The sequence below is a fragment of the Kitasatospora griseola genome, from assembly GCF_014648555.1.
In the GTDB taxonomy this organism is placed as follows: Bacteria; Actinomycetota; Actinomycetes; order Streptomycetales; family Streptomycetaceae; genus Kitasatospora; species Kitasatospora griseola.
The window spans coordinates 35,754-56,883 of the sequence record NZ_BMRI01000016.1 but is presented as its reverse complement, the minus strand read 5'-3'; the positions used below and the strand labels follow the sequence as shown (position 1 = coordinate 56,883).

Below are 21,130 nucleotides of genomic sequence, written 5' to 3'. Positions count from 1 at the left end.
GAATCACTGCGACCTCAGGGCGCCTGCCCGTCATAGGCGTGCCGGGCCAGTTCGACCTGGTCGAGGTTGGCGGCGGCCCACTGGGAGAGGTGGGCGAAGAGCGGGGCGAGGCTGCGGCCGAGGTCGGTGATCTCGTACTCGACGCGCGGGGGGACTTCCGGGTGGTAGGTGCGGACGACCATGCCGTCGCGTTCGAGTTGACGCAGGCGCTGCGTCAGGACTTTCGCGGTGATGGCGCCGATCCGGCGTTCCAGTTCGACGAAGCGCTGACGGCCGTGGGTGTGCAGGGTCCACAGGATCGGCGTGGTCCAGCGGCTGAAGACGATGTCCACCACCGCGCTGGTGGGGCAGGCGAGTTCGGGGTCGGTGGCGGCGGCCGATGCTCGGTCGGTCTCGGTGGCCACACGCACTCCACGGGTAGTCGCTTTCCTCTAGGTACCTACTGTATCGGCCTTGTTAGCGTCCTCGCACTGCCCGGGAGCGCCGCTCCGACTGGGCGTCAATCACCGTACGGAACAGAGGAATTGCCATGATCGTAGTCACGGGAGCGACGGGTAACGTGGGCGGATCGCTGGTGCGGGCGCTCGCGGCGGCCGGCATGCCGACGACCGCGACGTCGCGGAACGTCTCGGCGGCGGACGTCCCGGAGCACGTCGCGCACCGGCGGGCGGACCTGGCCGATCCGGCGGGCCTGCGGGCCGTGTTCGACGGGGCGGACGCGCTGTTCCTGCAGAACGGCGGGCCGAGCGCCCACCTGCTGAGCCCGCACGGGATTCTGGACGTCGCGCGGGCGGCCGGCATCGGCCGCGTCGTCCTGCTGTCCTCGCAGGGCGTGGCGACCCGGCCCGAGTCGCCGTCGCACGGGGCGACGGCGCTGGCGTTCGAGGAGGCCGTGCGGCAGTCGGGGCTGGCGTGGACGATCCTGCGGCCCGGCGGGTTCCACTCCAACGCGTACGCGTGGGCCGAGCCGGTCCGTGCCCACCGGACGGTCGCCGCGCCGTTCGCGGACGTCGCCCTGCCGTCCGTCGACCCGGACGACATCGCCGAGGTGGCGGCCGTCGCCCTGCGCGCGGACGGCCACGACGGGCGGATCTACGAGCTGACGGGTCCGGTCGCCACCACGCCCCGCCAACGGGCCGAGGCGCTCGCCGACGCGCTCGGCGAGCCGGTGCGGTTCGTCGAGCAGACGGCCGAGGAGGCGCGGGCGCAGCTGCTCGACTTCATGCCGGAGCCCGTGGTGGAGACTACGCTGAGCATCCTCGGCGCTCCCACTCCGGCGGAGCGGCGGATCAGCCCGGACGTGGAGCGCGTCCTGGGCCGCGCCCCGCGCACCTTCGCCGACTGGGCGCGGCGGTACGTCGCCGCGTTCAAGTGAGCCTCCTCAAGTGGGCCGCCGCATGTGAGCCGCCTCTAGGTGGGCCACCGCAAGCGGGTCACCGTCAGCGCCGGTACCGGGCGGCCATCGTGTCGAACACCCGCTTGGGCTCCCACCGTTCGTCGTCCAGCGTCCGGACCACGCCGTACGAGCCGAGGTCGCGGGGGCCGGGCTTGTCGTAGGCGGCGAAGGTGAACCAGAAGGCGCTGTCGACGCCCTCCTGGGCGAAGACGTCGAGCAGGTCGTCGAGGTGCCGGGCCTGTTCGCCCTCGTCGGGGACGGCGCCGGGCGGCACCTGCCAGGCCATGCCGCCGAGGTCGGCGGCGCCGCGGTAGGCGCAGGTGCCGAACTCGGTGACGGCGACCGGCTTGCCGTGGGCGCGGGCGGCCCGCAGGTGCTCGCGGTACTCGTCGGCGTTCTGCGCGGACCGGTACGCGTCGACGCCGACCAGGTCGAACGGGGTCCAGTCGACGGGCTCCCACGGTCCGGACGCGTAGCCGACGGGGCCGGCGAACTCCTGGCGGACCGTCGTCGCGGCCTCGGCGAGGAAGGCGTTCAGCCGCTCGGGGAGGGGGCCGAGCGCCAGCCACCAGTCCAGGTCGGCGGTGGTCATGGCGTGCAGCCGGTCGAGGTGGGTGGCTCCGGGCAGGAACCCTTCGGCGAACACGCTGAGTTCGCAGCCCGCGACGAACACCACCCGGGCGCCGGAGCGGCGCAGCGTCTCGGCGCGGCGGGCGCAGTCCGCGAACAGCGGCAGCAGTTGCGCGGGCGGCAGGTCGGCGGGGAACGGCGAGTACCAGACGTCGAGTCCGGCGTCGGCGGCGAACCGGGCGGCCAGGTCGAGCCGTTCGGGGTCGCCGCCGGTGATCCGGATGGCGTCGCAGCGCAGTTCGCGGGCGACGACCGTCAGGTCGTGGCGGACCCGGGCGGGGTCGAAGCGGCGGCGGGTGCGGCGTTCGCCGGTGAAGGTCCCGGTGTCGTAGGTGATGCCCAGGGTGCGCACCGTCACTGCTCCCTCGTTCCGCTGTGGCCGTGTTCCAGCAGGTCGAAGGCGAGTTCGAGGTCTTCGGCGAGCATCCGGTCGGCCTGCTCGGCGGGGGTGCCGGCGACCAGGCGGGCGAAGTGGCGTTCCTGCAGGGCGGCCAGCGAGGCGGCGATCTGGGCGGCCATCAGCGTGCCGGCGGTCTCGCCGTGTTCGGCGGACAGGACGTCGGCGAGGGCCTGCCGCTGGCGGTACCGGAGGCTGTCGGCGGCGGCCCGCAGCGCGGGGCTGGCCTGGATCACCCGTACCCGGGTGAGCAGTGCGGGCAGGTCGGCGGCGGCGACCGGGCCGGCCGCCAGGGTGCGGTGGTGGGCGCGCAGGGCGGCGAGGGCCGACTGTCCGTCGGGGCGGTCGGCGACCGTCGCGGCCAGGTCGTCGCCGGCCACGCCGGCCAGGACCAGCGACTCCTTGGTGGGGTAGTAGGCGAACAGGGTCGCCCGGGCCACTTCGGAGGCCCGGGCGACCTCGCCCATCGTCACGTCCTCGAAGCCGCGTTCGGCAAACAGGCGCAGGGCCTGCTCGGCGATCCGGCGTCCGGTCCGCTCCTTCTTGAGTTCACGCAGTCCGACCATCGGATCATCATACTCAGACCGGGTCCGAAACTGTACCCGGTCCGGGTTTCTGCGGCGGTCGGTCAGCGGTCGACGGCGCGGATCAGGCCCGCCGCCAGGCCCGCCGCGACGGCCGAGGTGCGGGAGTCGACGCCGAGCTTGTCGTAGATGTGCACCAGGTGCGTCTTGACGGTGGCTTCGCTGATGAACAGGCGCTTGGAGATCTGCCGGTTGGGCAGCCCCTCGGCGAGGAGCTGGAGGATCTCGGCCTCGCGCGGGGAGAGCGTGGGGCGCCCGGCCCGGACGCGGCCGAGCAGGCGGGCGGCGACCGGCGGGGCGAGGACGGTCTCGCCGCGGGCGGTGGCGTGGATCGCGGCAGCGAGGTCCTCGGGCGGGGCGTCCTTGAGCAGATAGCCGGTGGCGCCGGCCTCGACCGCGGCGAGGATGTCGGCGTCGGTGGAGTAGGTGGTGAGGACCAGTACGGCGGGCGGGTCGGGCAGCGCGGTGATCCGGCGGGTCGCTTCGACGCCGTGCATGCCGGCGCCCATCTGCAGGTCCATCAGGACGACGTGCGGGCGCTGCCCGGCCGGGAGCGCGGCGAGCAGGTCGAGCGCGGCGGCCCCGTCCGCGGCCTCGCCGACGGCGGTGACGTCGGGCAGGTCGTCGACCATCGCGCGAAGGCCGCGCCGCACCACGGGGTGGTCGTCCACCACCAGCACCCGGATCACCGCCGCACCCCCGCGAGCCGCAGGCGCAGCGCACCGCCGGGCGGCGTGCTCGGCCGGCCGCCGGGCGGCGTCTTCGGGCGGGCGCCGGGCGCGGGGCCGTCGGCGGCCATCGGCAGCGGGTCGATCGCGCGCAGCGGCAGGGTCGCGGCGACGGCGGTGCCCTCGCCGGGGGTGGACTCGACGGTGAGGGTGCCGCCGAGGGCGGCGATGCGCTCGTGCATGCCGTGCAGGCCGAAGGAGCCGGGGGCGGGTGCGGTGGCGGGGTCGAAGCCGGTGCCGTCGTCGTAGACGTCCAGGGTGACGGTGTCGTCGAGGTAGCCGAGGGTGACGGCGATGTGCTGGGCCGCGGCGTGCCGGACGGCGTTGGCGAGGGCTTCCTGGGTGAGGCGCAGCAGGGCGACCTCGGCCTCCACGGGCAGGGGGTAGGGCTCGCCGTCGAGGTGGAACGCGGCGTCGGCGCCGTCGGCGAGGCGGCGCAGCGCGTCGGCGAGGGTGGTGTCGTCGAGCGCGGGCGGGGTGAGCGCGTGGACGAAGCGGCGGGCCTCGGCGAGGTTCGCGGAGGCGTTCTGTTCGATCTCGCGCAGCAGCGGAAGGGCCGGCGAGGGGGTGTCGGGCAGGGCGGCGGCGGCTTCGCGGGCCAGCAGCACGATGCCGGACAGGCCCTGGGCGAGGGTGTCGTGGATCTCCCGGGCCAGCCGCTGGCGTTCGGCGAGGCGGCCGGCTTCGCGCTGGCTGGCGGCGAGTTCGCCGCGGGTGCGGACCAGGTCGTCGATGAGCTGCTGGCGGGCCCGGCTCTCCCGGTAGAGGGCGGCGTAGCCGTAGGCGGTGAGCAGCGCGACGGCGGCGCCGGCCAGCGGGCCGATCACCTTGGCGGTGGTGAGCCCGCCGGGGGTGGTGGCCTGCGCGGCGATCACGGCGGCGGTCAGGCCGGCCACCGCGGGCAACGCCCAGCGCACCGGCAGCACGTGCAGGCAGACGAAGTACAGCGGGAACGCGAGGTAGCTGAACTCGGGGTGGTGCAGGGTGAGTTCGATCCACAGCAGGGCGACGGCGAGCAGCCACGCGGTGCCCAGCGCGCGCGATTCGCGGATCTGCCGCAGGACGCCGCCGGCGGCGTAGGCGACGGCGAGTGCCCCGGCGCAGACCCAGCCGGCCACGCCGAGTTCGCCGTCGGCGGCGGCCCGGATCAGCAGGACGGCCAGCAGGGTGAAGAACATGCCGTGCACGGCGAGGTTGGCCAGTCGCAGCGCGGGCGTCGGGCCGGCGGGTGAGCGGTGCGGTGCGGGGGCGGGCGGGGGCGGGGGTGGTTCGGTACGGGGCACGCTGTCCGAGGGTACGGGGCGTCGGCGACCGGTCGGCGCGACGCGGCATCAACCGTTCGATGGATTTTCGGCTGCACCGCACGGACGGTGCACAGTCCGCCTTCTCCCTGATGGCAGGACGGGCCGAAAACGCGAAGGTGGAGTGGTCTTCTCGTCCAGCTGTCCTTCGGAAGGTTTCCCGTGTTCGTCGCATTGCGTGACATCCGTTTCGCCAAGGGGCGGTTCGCCCTGATGGGCGCGGTGGTCACTCTGATCACGACCCTGGTGGTGTTCCTCTACGGCCTGACCGGCGGCCTGTCCTCGGCGGCGTCCTCGACGATCGCCGAACTCCCGGTGGACGGCGTGGTGTTCGGCGCGCCCGCGGGCGCGGCGCCGGAGGTGTCGTTCGCCTCCAGCACGGTGACGGCCGAGCAGCAGGCGCAGGTCGCCGCGGCCCCGGGCACCCGGGACGCGCACCCGCTGGGCGTGGCGATGACGCGGTTGACGGCCCCCGACGGCGCGGCCTCGGTGAGCGTGCTGGGCACCGACGCGGCGCTGCTTCCGCCGCTGTCGGCCGGTGCGGCGCCCAAGGACGGCGAGGTCGCCGTCGGCACCGACACCGCCGCCGAGTACCATCTCTCCCCCGGCAGCCAAGTCACCCTCGGCGCGCAGAAGTTGACGGTCAGCGCGATCACCGCCGAGCGCTCGCTCTCGCACGCACCGAGCGTCTGGACGACCACGACGACGTGGCAGCAGGTCTCCGGCCAGAAGCAGCCGACCGCGGTCGCGGTGCACGGCTCCCCGAAGAACCTGCCCACCGACCTGAAGGCGGTCTCCCGGAGCGACGCGCTCTCGGGCATCAACGGGTACTCGGCGGAGCGGGGCAGTCTGCTGATGATCCAGGGTTTCCTGTTCGCCGTCAGCGCCCTGGTGATCGGCGCGTTCTTCACGGTGTGGACGGTGCAGCGCCGCCCCGACATCGCGGTGCTCAAGGCCGTCGGCGCGTCCAGCGGCTACCTGGTGCGCGACGCGCTCGCGCAGGCCGCGGCCGTTCTGGTGGCGGGCTCGCTGCTCGGCGGGGCGATCGGCGCGATCGGCGGGGCGTTCGCCTCGGCGGCGGTGCCGTTCGACGTGGGTGTGCTCACGGTGGCGGTGCCGGTCGGCGCGATGGTGCTGCTCGGCCTGCTGGGCGCGGCCCTCGCAGTGCGCCGGATCACCTCCGTGGACCCGCTCGCCGCGCTGGGCGCCAACCGATGACCGTCGTACCTCTCTTCCCGAAGGACCCCGCCATGACCACCACCACCGCCGTCCGCACCGGCCTCGCACTGAGTGGCGTCACCCTCACCTACCCGGACGGCGAGAGCCGGCTGACGGCCCTGGACAACATCGAACTCTCCGTCGCCCCCGGCGAGTTCGCCGCCATCGTCGGCCCGTCGGGCTGCGGCAAGTCCAGCCTGCTGGCGGTCGCCGCGACGCTCCAGCGCCCCGATTCGGGGCAGGTGCTGATCGACGGCGTGGACGCGGGCGCGCTCGGCGACCGGGAGCGGACGTCGCTGCGCCGCGAGCGCCTGGGCATCGTCTTCCAGCAGTCGAACCTGCTGGCCTCGCTGACCGCGGTGGAGCAGCTGTTGGTGCTGGAGTCGGTGCGCGGCCGCCGCCCGGCCGCCGCCCGGCAGCGCGCCGAGGACCTGCTGGAGTCGGTGGGCCTGGCCGGCCCGAAGCAGCAGCGCCGCCCCCACCAGCTGTCCGGCGGCGAGCGCCAGCGGGTCAACATCGCCCGCGCCCTGTTCGGCAACCCGTCCGTCCTGCTGGTCGACGAGCCGACCTCGGCCCTCGACCACGAACGCGGCGCGCAGGTGGTCGACCTGCTGGCTGAGATCACCCGCACCCACGACACGGCGACGGTCATGGTCACCCACGACCGCGACCTGCTGAGCCGCACCGACCGGGTGCTGGAAATGCAGGACGGCCGCCTGACGGCCCGCTAGGCAGCGCGGCGCCCGGCGACGGTCGCCCGATCACCGCCGGCTGCCGCGGGTGCCGATGTCGCGGGTGCGGCCGGGCGGAGCGGAGACGGGCGCGCAGGCCGTCGACGGCACTGCGGTGCCGCCGTGGCCGCACTCGGGGCCGGCGACGGTCGCCCTTCGCCGCGAGCTGCCCGACCGCGCCGACCGACGACGCGATCCGCACTGCCGCCGCCCCGTACCGCGCAGGCCGTGACCACCCGCCGGCGGAAGGCCGTCCGACCGCACCGCCGACCGCCGGGTCACTGCGCCGGCCGGACGTCCGCCCAGCGCACGCCCAGCAGGTCGTGCAGGGCCCGCTCGCCCGTCACCGTCACCCGGACGGCCCGGGTGTCGGGGCGGCGTTCCAGCCAGCCGGCGGTCAGGGCGTGGGCGCACAGGGCGGCGCCGACGGCGCCGGCCAGGTGGGGGCGGCGTTCGGTGAAGTCCAGGCAGGCGCGGACGGCGGCGCGGCGGGCGGGGGCGACGGTGATGCCGGTTGCCGTCAGCCAGTCGGCGCCGGCGGGGGTGAGGGCGAGGCCGTGCCGGTCGTCCAGCAGGCCGCGGGCGGTCATCGCCCCGGTGACGGTGACGCCGAGCGCCCCGGCCAGGTGGTCGTAGCAGGTGCGGGCGCGGGCGAGTTCACCGCTCTGTCGGGCGGCCCGCAGCGAGGTCGCGACGGGCGGCGGGCCGCCGGTGAACTGGGCGAGCACTTCGACGAGTTCGGCGGCCGTCGGCCCGGCGAGCCGCAGGTAGCGGTGCCGGCCCTGGCGTTCCTCGGCGAGCAGCCCGGCGGCGACCAGCCGGTTGAGGTGGCCGGTGGCGGTGGGGGCGGCGACCGCCGCGTGCCGGGCGAGCTCGCCGGCCGTCCAGGCCCGGCCGTCCAGCAGGGCGAGGCAGATCGCGGCCCTGGTCGGGTCGGCGAGCAGGGCCGCCGTGTCGGCGAGCCGGCGGGCGCTGAGCGGGGTGTCCACCCGTCCATGGTGCCGCGCGGACGCTTCGGCGGGCGCCGAAGCGTGCCCGGCCTACGGTCGGCGGCATGAACGAGATCTCCCTGCCCGACGCCGGCCCGACGCACCGCGTGGTGGAGCCGCACATCCTGTATTTCGGCACCCCGGTGGTGCTGCTGAGCACGGTCGACGCCGACGGCGCGGTCAACCTGGCGCCGATCTCCTCCGCGTGGGCGCTGGACCGCACGGTGGTGCTGGGCCTCGGCCCGGACGGCCAGACCTCCCGCAACCTGGCCGCCCGCCCCGAGCTGGTGGTCAACGTGCCGGGCCCGGGGCTGTGGCGGCAGGTGGAGCTGCTCGGCGGCGCCACCGGGCGGGCGGGCGCGGCGCACTTCGTCCGCGACAAGTTCGGGCACGCGGGGCTGACGGCGCAGCCCGCGGAGCTGGTCGCGCCGCCCCGGGTCGTCGAGTGCCCGCTCCAGCTGGAGGCCCGGGTGGCCGACCTGCGGGCGGACGCGACCGGCGAGTTCCTGGTGGCCGAGGTGCAGGTGCTGCGGGTGCACGCGGCCGAATCGATCACCGTGCCCGGCACCGACTACGTGGAGCCGGCCGCGTGGAGCCCGCTGGTGTACAACTTCCGGCACTACTTCGGGCTGGGCCCGGAGCTCGGCCACTCGTCCCGCAGCCGCACACCGCGCACCGCCTGACGGACGCTCGGCCCTGAACGCGGCCGAACGCTCAGCGCCCGGCCGCGCGGGCCTCCTCGTCGGCCGCCCACAGGTGGCGGATGTGGCCGAGGTGGCGGGTCATGCACTCCTCGGCGGCCTTGGCGTCGCCGGTGAGCAGCACGTCCAGCAGTTCGAGGTGCTCCTCGGCGGAGGAGACCAGCTCGCCGCGCTGGTCGAGCCGGTTGAGGCCGTACAGGCGGGAGCGCTTGCGCAGGTCGCCGACGGTCTCCACCAGGCGGGCGTTGCCCGCGAGGGCGAGCAGGTCGAGGTGGAACTGGCGGTCGGCCTCCAGGTAGCCGATCAGGTCGTGCTTGCGGGCGGCCGCGACGATCGCCTCGGCCTGCGGGCGCAGCGCCTCCAGCTGTTCGGCGGCGGCGGTGCGGGCGACCCGGCCGACGGTCGGGACCTCGATCAGCGCGCGGATCTCGGTGAACTCGTCGAGGTCGCGGTCGCTGAGCTCGGTGACCCGGAAGCCCTTGTTGCGGACGGCCTCGACCAGGCCCTCGCGGGCCAGGTCGAGCATCGCCTCCCGGACGGGGGTGGCGGAGACCCCGAAGTCGGCGGCCAGCGCCGGCGCCGAGTAGACCACGCCGGGGCGCAGCTCACCGGAGATCAGGGCGGCGCGCAGGGCGTGGGCGACCTGGTCGCGCAGCCTCTCCTGGACGGAGATGAGGTTGCGGGGCTTCAGGTCGGACATGGCGGTTCCTCCGGGGGTTCAGCAGAACCCCAGCGGGGTTTCAGCAGAGCCCCATTGTACAATGTCACGTTGCGGAGAGTGAATGACTTGATCCGCTTCCGCTCGACCGGCTCTCGGAGTACTGCGCCGCCGCCACCGCCAGATCCTGCCAGGCCATGCCGACGCTTTTGAAGAACCTCGGCCGATCATGGCGGACAACGGCCCTGCCGGTCACCAGTTCCGACAGATTGACCAGGCTTTCCTCCGCCGCCCCCGCCATCAGCAGGTCTCCGGCCTCCCGCCGGGCCACCGCCCGCGCCTCCACGAACAGGTCGGCGCGGCCCACCAGTTGTTCGTCCACCTCGCGGGCGTCCGGCTCGTGCGAGCCGACCGCCGCGACCACCGCGCCGTCCGGCACCAGCCGCCCGTCGAACAGCGGGGTGCGCGCCGTGGTGCAGCAGACCACCAGGTCCGCCTTCGCCACCGCGTCCGCGCCACCGACCGCCGCGGCCAGGCCCAACCCCTGCGCGTACCGGACGAGTTCGGTCGCCGGGCCGGGCCGGCGGGCCACCACCGTCACCCGCTCCAGCGGCAGCACCGCACGCAGCGCCGCCACGTGCCCGAACGCCTGCGGGCCCGCGCCGAACACCACCAGGTGCGCCGCGTCCGGCCCCGCGAGCGCGCGCAGCGCGAGCGCCGTGACGGCCGGCGTGCGCAGCGCGGTGAGCGCCGCCCCGTCCAGCAGGGCCAGCGGCTGCAGGGTCGGCCCGTCCAGCAGCAGGTAGCTGCCGGTGATCCGGGGCAGCCCGGCCGCCGGGTTGGCGGGCGCCACGCCCGCGATCTTCACACCCGCGAACGCACCCGTGGCGGCGGGCATCAACAGCAACTCCCCCGCCGGAACGGGCACCGCGGACCGCTGCGGGCAGCGCTCCACGTCCAGCCCGTCCAGCAGGGTGCGCTCCAGCGCCTCGACGGCCGCCGGGTGGCCGAGCGTCAACTCCAGGCTCTCGATCACAGCAGGAACCCCGCGCCGAGGGTGTCGTCGCTGTCCAGCACGAACCGGTGCTCGCCGGTGCGGTGCGCGGCGCCGGTGACTTCGGTGACCACGCCGTCCGGCCGCCGTTCGCGGACCCGGCCGGTGAACACCGTGCCGATGATCGAGTCGTGCCGCAGGCTCTGCTCCGGCCGGAGCGCGCCCTCGTCGGCGAGCAGCGCCAGCCGGGCGGAGGTGCCGGACCCGCAGGGCGAACGGTCGATCTGGCCGTCCGCGAACACCGTGACGTTCCGCTGGTGGGGGCCCGACGGCATGTCGGGCAGTTCGTCGTACAGGATGACGCCGTAGACGCCGTCCCGGTACTCCGCCAGCGCCGGATGTCCCTCCAGCGCGGCCCTGATCTCCCGCCCGGCGGCGGTCAGTTCGGGCAGCTGCTCGGGGGCGACGGCCAGGCCGAGCGCGGACGCCGGGAGCGAGGCGTAGACCGCGCCGGAGTGCGCCAGATCGACCGCCAACGGCCCGCGGGAGGTGTCCAGTTCGACCTTCCTCGCGAGCACCCGGGTCGGCACGTTGCGGAACGTCACGGCCGTGGTGCGACCGCCACGCCGGTGCACCGTCGCGCTCACCCGCCCGGACGGCACGTCGATCCGCACCAACGCCGTCCCGTCCTCGGGCGCCGGGACCCGGCCGGTGTCCACCGCCCACGCCCCGAGCGCCATCGTCCCGTGCCCGCACGCCGTCGAGTACCCGTCCTTGTGCCAGAACAGCACCCCGAAGTCCGCCTCGTCGTCGTCCGCGGGAACGACGAACCCCCCGTACATCCCCGCGTGGCCCCGCGGCTCCCGGGTCAGCAACCGCCGCACGTCGTCCAACGCACTGCGCCGGGGCGAGGTCGCCGTCCCACCCGCGCCGATCGCGATCGCCCGTCGCTCGACGACGCTGTCCCCGGGCACCGGCGGCAGGCCTCCGGTGACGATCCGGAACGGCTCACCGGCTGTGTGGTAGTCGGTAGTGGTGATGTTCATTCAGTACTCCACGAAGGAACGCACGCTGACAGAGGGAGAGAAGGACAGCCCGCCGGGCCGAGGCGACCACGGCCCGAAGCCCGGCGGCTGACGACGGATCGGACGGACCCGCCGGTGGACCGAGCACCTACGACGAGACCCGCCGACGAAACAGAACGCAGAACGGGCCGGCGCGGCAGGACCGCACACCGGCCGACCCCGCACGGGCGCGAACTTCCGCCACGAGACCGCGCCCGCCGACACACGACGGTGCCCGGCACCGGCCCGCCGGCGGAACGCGCGACGCCCCGACACGGACCGGACGCCCGGAGTCGGACCGGGTCGGACCGGGTCGGCGGCCGCGCGAGCGCCCCGAACCCGCACCACGCGCCCCGACTGCCCGGCTCCGCCCCGGCCGACGGCACCCGCTCCCGCGCCCGACCGCCGGAGGCGCCTCGCACCGCCGCCGGCCCCGTTCCTCAGTACGTCTCGGTCGGCAGCACGCTGACGGTCCGCGAGGCCGTGTAGAAGTCCAGCACCGCCTGGCCCTGCTCGCGGGAGCCGTACGACGCGGCCTTCGCACCGCCGAACGGCAGGTGGTAGTCCACGCCGCTGGAGGGCGCGTTGATGCGGATCATGCCCGCGTCCAGCCGGTCCGCGGCGGCCAGGGCGACGTCCAGGCTGCGCGAGTGGACGGAGGTGGAGAGGCTGTGGCGGGTGTCGTTGGCCAGCGCGATCGCCTCGTCCAGGTCGGCGGCGGGCAGCAGCACCGCCACGGGGCCGAAGAACTCCTCGCTCGCCAGCGGGTGTTCGGCCGGGACGCCCTCCAGCAGCGTCGGCTCCAGGTACCAGCCGTCCCGGTCCGCGGTCCGGACGCCGCCGGTCAGCACGGTCGCGCCGGCCGTCCGCGCGCTGTCGATCGCCTCGGTGAGGCGGGTCAGCGCCTGGGCGTTGATCACCGGGCCGCAGGCGGTGGTCGCCAGCGGCCTCGGTGAGGCGGGTCAGCGCCTGGGCGTTGATCACCGGGCCGCAGGCGGTGGTCGCCAGCGCCGGGTCGGCGGCGGCGAGCTGGGCGAGCGCCTTGGCCAGCGCCTCCGCGAGCGGCTCGTACGCGTCGCCGACCGCGATCACCCGGCTGGTCGCCGTGCACTTCTGGCCCGCGTAGCCGGCGATCGCCGAGGCCAGGTGCGCGGCCGCCTGCGCGATGTCGGCGTCGGGGAGCACCAGTGCGGCGTTCAGGCCGCCCATCTCGGCCTGCACGGGGACGCCCCGCCCGGCGGCCGCCGCGACCACCTGCCGGCCGACGGCGGTCGAGCCGGTGAAGGACACCACGTCGGTGCCGGCGACCAGCGCCGCACCCTCCTCGCCGCCGCCGGGGACCACCGTCAGAACGCCGTCCGGCAGTCCGGCCAGCTCGGCGAGGCGCAGCGCGCACGCCGTCGCCTCGGGGGCGGGCTTGAGCACCACGGTGTTGCCGACGGCCAGCGCGGGCGCGGCCTTCCAGGTCGGGATCGCCAGCGGGAAGTTCCACGGCGTCACCAGCCCGGCGACGCCGTACGGCCGACGCCGGGTCAGCAGCAGGCCCTGCCCGGCGGCCGGCTCGTGCAGCTCGCCGGCCGCGGCGAACGGCGCCTGTGCGTAGTAGCGCCAGATCGCGACCGTCCGCGCCACCTCGCCGCGCGCCTCCGCGACCGGCTTGCCGACCTCACGCACCGTCAGCGCGACCAGTTCCTCGGCCGCCGCCTCCACGGCCGTCGCGGCCCGGCCGAGCGCCGCCGAGCGCCCCGCCGCGCCGAGCGCCCACCACTCCCGCTGCGCGACTCGCGCCCGCGCGATCGCCTCCTCGACTCCGGCGGCCCCCGCAGAGGGCGCGGAGACGACCAGGTCGCCGGGGTCGGCGGGGTTGTACGAGTCGACAGTGGTCACGATCGAAACACCTTTCGTTGCAAGAAATTCGGGGCCCGCCCGGCCGGGGACGCACAACGGGCGGAACGGAAGGACGGGCCGCCGCCGACCTGTTCCTTCCGCAGGACGCGGCCGTCCATGCCGCACGGACCGGACGCCGCCCACCGCATGCCGTGTGCCGCGCGCCCCCCGTCACGCGCGGCGCCCCGGCTACAGCAGGAACCCGGCCGGGAACGGATCCGTCGGGTCGAGGAAGTACTGCGCCGTCCCCGTCACCCAGGCCCGGCCGGTGACGGTCGGCACCACGGCGGGCACGCCGGCCACCGTGGTCTCCTCCACCAGGCGACCAACGAACGTGGTGCCGAGGAAGGAGTCGTTGCGGAAGTCCACGCCGAGCGCCAGCTCGCCCCGCGCGTGCAGCTGGGCCATCCGCGCCGAGGTGCCCGTCCCGCACGGGGAGCGGTCGAACCAGCCGGGGTGGATGGCCATCGCGTGCCGGGAGTGGACGGCGTCGGAGCCGGGCGCGAGCAGCTGGACGTGGTGGCAGCTGTGGATGGACGGGTTCTCGGGGTGCACGGGGCGGTGCTCCTCCGAGGCGTTGATCGCGTCCATCATGGCCAGCCCGGCCGCCAGGATGTCGTCCTTGCGCTCCCGCTCGAACGGCAGCCCGAACTGCTCCAGCGGCAGGATCGCGTAGTAGTTGCCGCCGTACGCCAGGTCATACGTCACCGAGCCGTACCCGGGCACGTCGAGCTTGCGGTCGAGCTCGACCGAGAACGAGGCGACGTTGCGGATGGTGACGCCGACGGCCGCGCCGCCCCGCACCTGGACGTCCGCGACCACCAGCCCGGCGGGGGTGTCGAGGCGGACGGTGGTGACGGGTTCGACCACCGGGACCATGCCGGTCTCGACCAGGACGGTGGCGACGCCGATCGTGCCGTGGCCGCACATCGGCAGCAGGCCCGACACCTCGATGTAGAGCACGCCGAAGTCGGCGTCCGGCCGGGTGGGCGGCTGCAGGATCGCGCCGCTCATCGCGGCGTGGCCGCGCGGCTCGTACATCAGCAGCGTGCGGAAGTGGTCCAGGTGCTGCTGGAAGTGGGTGCGCCGCTCGGCCATGGTGGCGCCGGGGATGGTGCCGAAGCCGCCGGTGATCACCCGGGTGGGCATGCCCTCGGTGTGCGAGTCGACGGCGTGGAAGACGTGGCGGGTCCGCATCGCGGGTCCTCTCCTGACGGCTGGTGGTCCGGCCCGGACCGGCGCCCCCGAGGTCGCCGGTCCGGGTCGGGGCATGGGGCGGGCTCTACTTGTGGCCCTCGGCGAGCGCCTTCTCGGTCGCGGCGCGCACCGCGGCGTCGATCTCCGGGCTCAGCGGCAGTCGCGGGGCGCGGGTCGGTCCGCCGGTGCGGCCGGCCAGGTCCATGGAGAGCTTGATGGCCTGGACGAACTCGGTCTTGGAGTCCCAGCGCAGCAGCGAGTGCAGCGACTTGTAGAGCGGCAGCGCGGTGGCCAGGTCGCCGGCCACGGCGGCGTGGTACAGCTCGGCGCTGGTGGCGGGCAGCGCGTTCGGGTAGCCGGCGATCCAGCCGACCGCGCCGGCGATCGCGAGCTCCAGCAGGACGTCGTCGGCGCCGATCAGCAGGTCGAGGCCGGGGGCGAGTTCGGCGATCTCGTAGGCGCGGCGGACGTCGCCGGAGAACTCCTTGACGGCGACGATGTGCCCGGCCGTGTGCAGGTCGGCGAGCAGCGCGGGGACGAGGTCGACCTTGGTGTCGATCGGGTTGTTGTAGGCGACGATCGGCACCCCGGCCTTGGCGACCTCGGCGTAGTGGGCGCGGACGGCGTCGTGGTCGGCGCGGTAGGCGTTCGGCGGGAGCAGCAGCACCGAGCCGGCCCCGGCCTCGGCGGCCTGCTCGGCCCAGCGGCGGGACTCGGCGCTGCCGTAGGCGGCGACGCCCGGCATGACGCGCGCACCGTCACCGGCGGCCTCGACGGCGGTGGTGACCACCTTGGCGCGCTCTTCGGCGGTGAGGGTCTGGTACTCGCCGAGCGAGCCGTTGGGGACGACGCCGTCGCAGCCGTTGTCGAGCAGCCAGCGGACGTGGTCGGCGTAGGCGTCGTAGTCGACGCTGCGGTCCTCGCGGAACGGCAGGGTGGTGGCGACCATGATGCCGCGCCAGGGGCGGGCGGAGTCGTGGGCGGTGCGAGTCACGGGGATCTCCCTCGATATGATGTGTGACATTTTATAAATGGTCGACGGGGGCGCACAAGGCCCCACTCGGCTCTACTCGGAGAGCTCCGTCGTCCCGTCCCGCTGCGCCAGCTGGGCCAGCGGAACGGGGCAGGACAGCGGCCGGCTGTCGGGCCGGCCGACCGGGCCGCCGGACAGGCAGGCCACCGCGGGCCCGCACATCCGGCCCTGGCACCAGCCCATGCCGGCCCGGGTGAGCAGTTTGACGGTCCGCGCGTCGGCCGCGCCGAGCTCGGTGACGGCCTCCCGGACGGCCCGCGCCGGGACTTCCTCGCACCGGCAGACGTCGGTGTCGTCGGTCACCCAGCCCGTCCAGTCCGGCCCGGGCGCGTGCGCGGCCGCCATCAGCGCGGCGAACGCCCGCCGCCGCCGGCGCACCGTCAACTCCCGTGCGGGAGCAGGCTTTCCGGCCACCGAGTGGGCGGCGAGCACCCCCTCGGCGAGCGCCAGGTCCGCGCCGCCGACGCCGCAGGTCTCCCCCGCCGCCCACAGCCCGGGCACGCTGGTGCGCTGCTGGGCGTCCACCCGCAGCGCGGCCGTGCCGTCGGCGGTGGTGACGGTGTCCGCGCCGAGCTCGACGGCCAGGTCGATCTGCGGGACGAGTCCGTGGCCGACGGCGAGCGCGTCGCAGTCGATCCGCCGCTCGGTGCCGGGCACCGGCTTCCACCGGGCGTCCAGCCGGGCCACGGTGACGCCGGTGATCCGGTCCGTGCCGTGCGCCTCGACGACGGCGGAGCGACGGCGCAGCCGCACCCCGTGCCGCAGCAGCCGGGCCGCGTGCTCGGCGCCCTCGGCGAGCTTCGCCGGGTTCCCGGCCAGCACCGGCAGCCCCCGGGCGTACCCGAGGTAGGCGGTCGCCTCCACGATCGCGGGAATCCGTGCCCCGGCGGCGGCCAGCGAGGACGCGGCGGCCAGCAGCAGCGGGCCGCTGCCCGCCACCACGATCCGCCGCCCCGGCAGCACCAGCCCCGACTTCAGCATCGCCTGCGCCCCACCGGCGGTCACCACGCCGGGCAGCGTCCAGCCGGGGAAGGGCAGTTGACGCTCGTACGCGCCGGTGGCCAGCAGCAGGCACCGGGCCGTGACGGTGGCCCGGTCGGCGGCCTCCGGCCCGCGGGTCGCGTGCAGGATCCAGTCCTCGCCGCGCTCCGCCGCCCACACGTGGTGCCCGGCCAGGTGGTCGACCAGCGGGGCCGCCGCCAGGCGCTCCCGCAGTTCGGCGAACGTCCGCCACCCGTGGTGCAGCTTGTCCGGCCGCGCCGCCCCGAGCTCGGGCGCAGGGTGCCGGTAGTACTGCCCACCGAGCCCCGCACCCGCGTCAACCAGCGCGACCCGCAGCCCGAGCCCGGCAGCCGCGTCGGCGGCGGCCAACCCGGCCGGCCCCGCACCGATCACGGCGAGGTCGTACCGCACCTGCTCAGACGTCGAGTTCACCATGTCCGTGCCCTTCCTGGGTGGTGACGGCGTCGCCGTGCTCGGCGGTCAACAGACACAGCCGCTGATTGGGACGCCCGTTGACGGTCGCCAGGCAGTCGAAGCACTGTCCGATCCCGCAGAACGCGCCCCTCGGCCGTCCACCCACCCGGGTCGTCCGCCACGCCACCACCCCGTCGGCCCACAACGCCGCCGCCAACGTCTGCCCGGGCAGCGCGGACACCGGCCGCCCGTCGAACAGAATCGTCCGCGCGGGGCCGGGCTCGGCCCCCACCAACTCGAGCGGATCCACGCTCACACCTCCCTGACACCGTTGACCTGCCACACCGGTCACACCACCGGACCATCGGCACCCGCGCGCGGGCGCCTCCGGCCCGCTCACCTACTCCGCACCGGAACCCGAACCCTCGGCCGTCCCGTCGAACCGCTCCGGCCGGAACGGCGCCAGCTCGAACTCCACTGCCTCACCCGCCAGTTGACGGGCGATCAGCAGCCCCGTCGCCGGCGCGAGCCCGATGCCCGCGCCCTCGTGGCCGCACGCGTGGTACAGGCCGGGCACCCGGGCGTCGTGGCCGATCGCGGGCAGGTGGTCGGGCAGGTACGGGCGGAAGCCCCGGTACGCGCGCTGCACGGCGACCGTGCGCAGGACCGGGAACAGGGCGACGGCCTGCGCGGCCAGCCGGTGCAGCACCTCGGGGCGCAGCGTCCGGTCGAAGCCGACCCGCTCCCGGCTGGCGCCGATCAGCACCGGCCCGGCGGGCGTGCCCTCGACGACCGCCGAGGACTGCAGGTCCGCGGAGCCGGAGGCCACGTCGGCGACGTAGTCGGCGGCGTAGACCTTGCGGCGGACGAGTCGCGGCAGCGGCTCGGTGACCAGCACGAAGCCGCGCCGCGGCAGCACCGGCAGCCGCACTCCGGCCAGCTCGGCCACCGCGCCGCCCCAGGTCCCGGCGGCGTTGACGACGGCGGGCGCGGCCAGCTCCCGGCGCTCGGTGACCACGCCGCGGATCGCGCCGTCGGGCCCGCGCCGCAGCGCGGTGACGGCCTCGCCCAGGTACCGCTCGGCGCCGGAGGCGCGCAGCAGGTGGGCGGCGGCGAGCGCGGGCTGGACCTGCGCGTCCTGCGGGTAGAGCACGCCGCCGGGCAGGCCCTCCGCGAGGTGCGGCTCCAGTTCGCGCAGCGAGTCCGCGGCGACCGGGACGGCCTCCACCCCGACCGTCCGCTGCTTCGCGGCGAAGCCGTTCAGGGCGTCCAGTCCGGCGGGCGCGGAGGCGACCACCAGGCCGCCCTTGGGCTCGTACTCGACCCGGTCGCCGAACTCCTCGGCGAGCTCCCGCCACAGCGTGGTGGAGAGCAGCGCGAGGTCGAGCTCGGGGCCGGGTTCCTTGTCGGAGACCAGCAGGTTGCCCTCGCCGGCGCCGGTGGTGCCGCCGGCCACCGGCCCGCGGTCGACCACGGCGACCCGCAGTCCGGCCCGGGCCGCGTAGTAGGCGCAGGCGGCGCCGACCACACCGGCGCCGACCACCACGACGTCGTAGGAGGTTCGCTTCAGCACGTCAGTAATATGTCACATATCCAGAAGCACCGACAAGCCCCCCACCAGCCCAAATCCCCGGAGCGGCCGGCCCGGGAACGCCGAACGGCCCCGGACCGTCGGGTCCGGGGCCGTTCGGGACGGCGATCCTCGCGGATCAGGTGATGTCGTCGATCTGGTCCCGGCGCGCGGCCGTCACCGGGGCCGGGGCCTGCACCGCCTCCGAGTCCTCGATGGCGTCCACCGTCAGGTCGACCTCGGACGCCTGCTCGTCGTCGAGCAGCGCATCGGGGTTGCGGGCCGCCTTGCGCTTGTCGTTGAGCACCCCGAAGCCGGCCGCCAGGAAGTACAGCGCCCAGATCGGCGCGGCCAGCGCCAGCATCGACAGCGGTTCGGCGGACGGGGTGGCGAAGGCCGCGAACACCGTGATGCCCATCACGAAACCGCGCCACCAGCCGAGCAGCCGCTTGCCGGAGAGCACCCCGACCACGTTCAGCATCACCAGGAACAGCGGCAGCTCGAAGCCCAGGCCGAACACCAGCACCATGCGGGTGATCAGGTCGAGGTAGGTCTCCACCGGCACGATCGACTTGACGCCGTCCGCGATGAAGCTGATCAGCATCTGCGCCGTGACCGGCATGACCACGTAGGCGAGCACCGCGCCGGCCAGGAACAGCGGAGTGCCGAGCGCCAGGAACGACACCGAGTAGCGCTTCTCGTGCCGGTGCAGGCCGGGCGCCACGAACCTCCAGAGCTGGTACAGCCAGATCGGAGTGGCGGCCACCACACCGGCCGTGAGGCTGACCTTCAGCGCGACGGTGAACGGCGTGGTCAGACCGATGTTGGAGATCTCCACGCACTGCTTCAGCCCGGCCGGCAGCGACCCGTCCGGATTGCACGCCGGCAACGGACGGATCAGGAACTCCACCAGTTCCCGGTGGTAGAACGCCGCGGCGATCGTGAGAACGATGATCGCCAGCAGTGACTTGACCAGCCGGTTGCGCAGCTCGCGCAGATGGTCGGCCAGCGCCATCCGCCCCTCAGGGTCCTTGGGCGCTTTGGTCGTCTTGCTCAACCCGGTCCTCGAATCGTGCGCTCGTCGATGGTGGTCGGAAGTGGTGCGGGCAGCCGTACGGTTCAGGCGGCCCGGTCGGTACGGGAGGCACCGGGGGCACCGGAGGCGCCGGGAGCGGACTTGACCACCCGCTCCGGCTCGGCGACGGCGGCCGCGGACTGCGCGGCAGGGGCCTGGGCCCCGGCCGCGAACTCGCCGCGCAGCGCCTTGCCCTCGCTCTTGAGGATCCGCAGGGACCGCCCGATCCCCCGCGCCACGTCGGGCAGCCGCTTGCCGCCGAACAGCAGCGCGGCGAACACCACGACGACCAGCAGCGAGGCGGGTGACAGGATCCGCATCGGAGCACCGCCTTCCTTGTCCGGGAGATCCGGGAGACCCGGGAGGTCCGGGGAGGCAGAGCTCCCCCTGCGGGCGATGGTAGCCGCTCGGGGTGTCGCGGCGGGAACCCGGTCCCCAACGTTCGGCGACCGGGCCCGCGCGGTCAGTTCCTGTCCGCGGCCCGCTGCAGCGCGGCGACCGCCCCGTCCACCTCGCGGGTCAGCGCCCGGGCGTCCAGCCAGAGCCGGACGGCGAGCACGCCGAGCACCAGCAGGCCCGCGGTGGACAGCAGGACGGCGCCGACCAGGGTCCAGTTCATGTGCGTGCGGCCTTTCCTATCCGTCCACCGGCAGCAGCCGCATGGTGTGCACGCCGGCCGCGGTGAGCGCGGCGACGATCCGCTCCCCGGCGATCTTGCGGACGGACGCGCCGCAGGCCGGGCAGGTGAAGCTGTAGAAGGTGCGTTCCCGGCTGGCGCCGAGCGCCAGCCGGAACTCGGGGGCCGGGAGCTCGACCTTCTCCCGGCACTGCGAGCAGTACACCTTGAATCTGGTGCCCTCGGTCACGTGGTTCGGACCTGTCCGTCCCGGTAGTGCTCCAGCGCGGCCAGGGCGGCGGTGCGGGCCTGTTCGGCGAGCTGCGGCGGCTTGGTGATCCGGCCGTCCCGGCCGAGCCGCAGGGCGAGCGTGCGCAGGCCGGACGGCTCGGCGGAGCGCAGGGTGATCCGCAGGCCGCCGTCGGGGAGTTCCTCGGCGCTGTCGTGGGTGTAGTACTCGGCGACCCAGCGGCCGCCGGGGCCGACCTCGACCACCACCTCGGGGTCGTCGGCGGCGGGCGCCACCAGGCCCGCGGACAGGTCGCGAGGCTGCATCCGGGGCGGGTTGGCGGGCTCGTCGAGGACCTTGATCTCGGCGATCCGGTCGAGCCGGAAGGTCCGCCGGTCCTCGGAGGTGCGGCACCAGCCTTCCAGGTAGGTGTGCCCCTCGGTGACCAGCCGGATCGGGTCGACCTCGCGCTCGGTGAGCTCGCCGCGGCCGTGCGACCAGTAGCGCAGCCAGATCAGCCGACCCTCGCTGAGCGCCCGGTCGATGTCCGCGAAGACGGTGCCCTCGGCCTCGAAGGTGACGCCGATCCGGGCCGCGGACTCGGCGCTCTCGCCGGCCGCGTCCTCGATCTTGGCGACGGCCCGGGTGAGCGCCTGCCGGTCGCGCTCGCGCAGCCCGGGCAGGCCGGCCACGGCGCGGGCGGCGACCAGCAGCGC

At 74.9% G+C, this 21,130-nt stretch carries 25 protein-coding genes and 1 pseudogene; 5 read left to right on the top strand and 21 right to left on the bottom strand.

Annotated features, from left to right (window positions below; genetic code table 11):
- Nucleotides 1–14: 14 nt before the first annotated feature.
- Nucleotides 15–404 carry a winged helix-turn-helix transcriptional regulator gene (locus IEZ12_RS21145; protein WP_189273600.1) on the bottom strand — a complete coding sequence of 130 codons (390 nt, stop codon included), beginning with the start codon at nt 402–404 and terminating at the stop codon, nt 15–17.
- Nucleotides 405–529: 125 nt separating this feature from the next.
- Here IEZ12_RS21145 and IEZ12_RS21140 point away from each other — a divergent pair, with 125 nt between their 5' ends.
- Nucleotides 530–1,375 (top strand): NAD(P)H-binding protein, encoded by an 846-nt coding sequence (locus IEZ12_RS21140; RefSeq protein WP_189273598.1) that lies wholly within the window; start codon nt 530–532, stop codon nt 1,373–1,375.
- 64 nt (nt 1,376–1,439) lie between these two features.
- On the opposite strand, the gene IEZ12_RS21135 is transcribed toward IEZ12_RS21140, so the two are convergent.
- The 4 genes from IEZ12_RS21135 to IEZ12_RS21120 all read right to left on the bottom strand — a co-directional run bounded on the left by IEZ12_RS21135 (nt 1,440) and on the right by IEZ12_RS21120 (nt 4,913).
- Nucleotides 1,440–2,378 (bottom strand): glycoside hydrolase family 113 protein, encoded by a 939-nt coding sequence (locus tag IEZ12_RS21135; RefSeq protein WP_189273754.1) that lies wholly within the window; start codon nt 2,376–2,378, stop codon nt 1,440–1,442.
- A 2-nt stretch (nt 2,379–2,380) separates the two neighbouring features.
- Nucleotides 2,381–2,989, bottom strand: coding sequence for a TetR/AcrR family transcriptional regulator (locus tag IEZ12_RS21130; RefSeq protein WP_189273596.1), 609 nt, complete (start codon nt 2,987–2,989; stop codon nt 2,381–2,383).
- Nucleotides 2,990–3,051: 62 nt separating this feature from the next.
- On the bottom strand, nt 3,052–3,696 hold the full coding sequence (locus tag IEZ12_RS21125) for a response regulator (protein ID WP_043911576.1): 645 nt from the start codon (nt 3,694–3,696) through the stop codon (nt 3,052–3,054).
- On the bottom strand, nt 3,693–4,913 hold the full coding sequence (locus IEZ12_RS21120) for a sensor histidine kinase (protein ID WP_373295508.1): 1,221 nt from the start codon (nt 4,911–4,913) through the stop codon (nt 3,693–3,695). The genes IEZ12_RS21125 and IEZ12_RS21120 overlap by 4 nt, the downstream gene beginning before the upstream one ends.
- A 285-nt stretch (nt 4,914–5,198) precedes the next feature.
- On the opposite strand from IEZ12_RS21120, the gene IEZ12_RS21115 reads away from it, so the two are divergent.
- On the top strand, nt 5,199–6,254 hold the full coding sequence (locus IEZ12_RS21115; protein WP_189273593.1) for an FtsX-like permease family protein: 1,056 nt from the start codon (nt 5,199–5,201) through the stop codon (nt 6,252–6,254).
- A gap of 32 nt (nt 6,255–6,286) precedes the next feature.
- Nucleotides 6,287–6,985, top strand: coding sequence for an ABC transporter ATP-binding protein (locus tag IEZ12_RS21110; protein ID WP_189273591.1), 699 nt, complete (start codon nt 6,287–6,289; stop codon nt 6,983–6,985).
- A gap of 278 nt (nt 6,986–7,263) precedes the next feature.
- Here the strand turns inward: IEZ12_RS21110 and IEZ12_RS21105 are convergent, their stop codons facing one another.
- Nucleotides 7,264–7,974 (bottom strand): ArsR/SmtB family transcription factor, encoded by a 711-nt coding sequence (locus tag IEZ12_RS21105; protein WP_189273589.1) that lies wholly within the window; start codon nt 7,972–7,974, stop codon nt 7,264–7,266.
- Between the two features lie 65 nt (nt 7,975–8,039).
- Between IEZ12_RS21105 and IEZ12_RS21100 the strand changes: the two genes are divergently transcribed.
- Nucleotides 8,040–8,657 carry a flavin reductase family protein gene (locus IEZ12_RS21100; protein WP_189273576.1) on the top strand — a complete coding sequence of 206 codons (618 nt, stop codon included), beginning with the start codon at nt 8,040–8,042 and terminating at the stop codon, nt 8,655–8,657.
- A gap of 31 nt (nt 8,658–8,688) precedes the next feature.
- Here the strand turns inward: IEZ12_RS21100 and IEZ12_RS21095 are convergent, their stop codons facing one another.
- The 4 genes from IEZ12_RS21095 to IEZ12_RS40415 all read right to left on the bottom strand — a co-directional run bounded on the left by IEZ12_RS21095 (nt 8,689) and on the right by IEZ12_RS40415 (nt 12,311).
- The gene (locus tag IEZ12_RS21095; protein ID WP_189273574.1) at nt 8,689–9,375 is read right to left on the bottom strand and encodes a GntR family transcriptional regulator; all 687 of its coding nucleotides are present in this window, start codon (nt 9,373–9,375) and stop codon (nt 8,689–8,691) included.
- A 64-nt stretch (nt 9,376–9,439) separates the two neighbouring features.
- On the bottom strand, nt 9,440–10,369 hold the full coding sequence (locus tag IEZ12_RS21090; RefSeq protein WP_189273572.1) for an ornithine cyclodeaminase family protein: 930 nt from the start codon (nt 10,367–10,369) through the stop codon (nt 9,440–9,442).
- Nucleotides 10,366–11,373, bottom strand: coding sequence for a proline racemase family protein (locus IEZ12_RS21085; protein ID WP_189273571.1), 1,008 nt, complete (start codon nt 11,371–11,373; stop codon nt 10,366–10,368). The genes IEZ12_RS21090 and IEZ12_RS21085 overlap by 4 nt, the downstream gene beginning before the upstream one ends.
- A 458-nt stretch (nt 11,374–11,831) precedes the next feature.
- Nucleotides 11,832–12,311, bottom strand: a complete 480-nt coding sequence (locus tag IEZ12_RS40415; protein ID WP_308431058.1) for an aldehyde dehydrogenase family protein — start codon at nt 12,309–12,311, stop codon at nt 11,832–11,834.
- A gap of 32 nt (nt 12,312–12,343) precedes the next feature.
- Between IEZ12_RS40415 and IEZ12_RS40410 the strand changes: the two genes are divergently transcribed.
- Nucleotides 12,344–12,517, top strand: coding sequence for a hypothetical protein (locus tag IEZ12_RS40410; RefSeq protein WP_308431057.1), 174 nt, complete (start codon nt 12,344–12,346; stop codon nt 12,515–12,517).
- On the opposite strand, the pseudogene IEZ12_RS40405 reads toward IEZ12_RS40410, so the two are convergent.
- The 11 genes and pseudogenes from IEZ12_RS40405 to IEZ12_RS21030 form a co-directional block, all read right to left on the bottom strand.
- Nucleotides 12,454–13,278, bottom strand: a pseudogene (locus IEZ12_RS40405) (aldehyde dehydrogenase family protein); the annotation flags it as partial. The gene IEZ12_RS40410 and the pseudogene IEZ12_RS40405 sit on opposite strands and share 64 nt — an antisense overlap.
- Nucleotides 13,279–13,467: 189 nt before the next feature.
- Nucleotides 13,468–14,475, bottom strand: a complete 1,008-nt coding sequence (locus IEZ12_RS21075; RefSeq protein ID WP_043911550.1) for a proline racemase family protein — start codon at nt 14,473–14,475, stop codon at nt 13,468–13,470.
- Between the two features lie 85 nt (nt 14,476–14,560).
- Nucleotides 14,561–15,499: a dihydrodipicolinate synthase family protein gene (locus IEZ12_RS21070; RefSeq protein WP_373295506.1), complete on the bottom strand. Its 939-nt coding sequence runs from the start codon at nt 15,497–15,499 to the stop codon at nt 14,561–14,563.
- A 42-nt stretch (nt 15,500–15,541) separates the two neighbouring features.
- The gene (locus IEZ12_RS21065) at nt 15,542–16,945 is read right to left on the bottom strand and encodes an FAD/NAD(P)-dependent oxidoreductase (RefSeq protein ID WP_189273567.1); all 1,404 of its coding nucleotides are present in this window, start codon (nt 16,943–16,945) and stop codon (nt 15,542–15,544) included.
- On the bottom strand, nt 16,926–17,234 hold the full coding sequence (locus tag IEZ12_RS21060; protein WP_373295505.1) for a (2Fe-2S)-binding protein: 309 nt from the start codon (nt 17,232–17,234) through the stop codon (nt 16,926–16,928). The genes IEZ12_RS21065 and IEZ12_RS21060 overlap by 20 nt, the downstream gene beginning before the upstream one ends.
- 90 nt (nt 17,235–17,324) lie before the next feature.
- Nucleotides 17,325–18,497 (bottom strand): NAD(P)/FAD-dependent oxidoreductase, encoded by a 1,173-nt coding sequence (locus tag IEZ12_RS21055; RefSeq protein ID WP_189273563.1) that lies wholly within the window; start codon nt 18,495–18,497, stop codon nt 17,325–17,327.
- Nucleotides 18,498–18,633: 136 nt separating this feature from the next.
- Complete coding sequence (gene tatC / locus IEZ12_RS21050; protein WP_189273753.1) at nt 18,634–19,509, bottom strand: twin-arginine translocase subunit TatC; 876 nt, start codon at nt 19,507–19,509, stop codon at nt 18,634–18,636.
- 104 nt (nt 19,510–19,613) lie between these two features.
- Complete coding sequence (tatA, locus tag IEZ12_RS21045) at nt 19,614–19,889, bottom strand: Sec-independent protein translocase subunit TatA (protein ID WP_189273561.1); 276 nt, start codon at nt 19,887–19,889, stop codon at nt 19,614–19,616.
- Between the two features lie 143 nt (nt 19,890–20,032).
- Nucleotides 20,033–20,188: a hypothetical protein gene (locus IEZ12_RS21040; RefSeq protein WP_161801053.1), complete on the bottom strand. Its 156-nt coding sequence runs from the start codon at nt 20,186–20,188 to the stop codon at nt 20,033–20,035.
- 16 nt (nt 20,189–20,204) lie between these two features.
- Nucleotides 20,205–20,435, bottom strand: a complete 231-nt coding sequence (locus tag IEZ12_RS21035) for a CpXC domain-containing protein (protein ID WP_043911529.1) — start codon at nt 20,433–20,435, stop codon at nt 20,205–20,207.
- Nucleotides 20,432–21,130: helix-turn-helix transcriptional regulator (locus IEZ12_RS21030; protein WP_229847740.1), on the bottom strand; the 699-nt coding region annotated here is incomplete at its 5' end. The genes IEZ12_RS21035 and IEZ12_RS21030, both read right to left, overlap by 4 nt.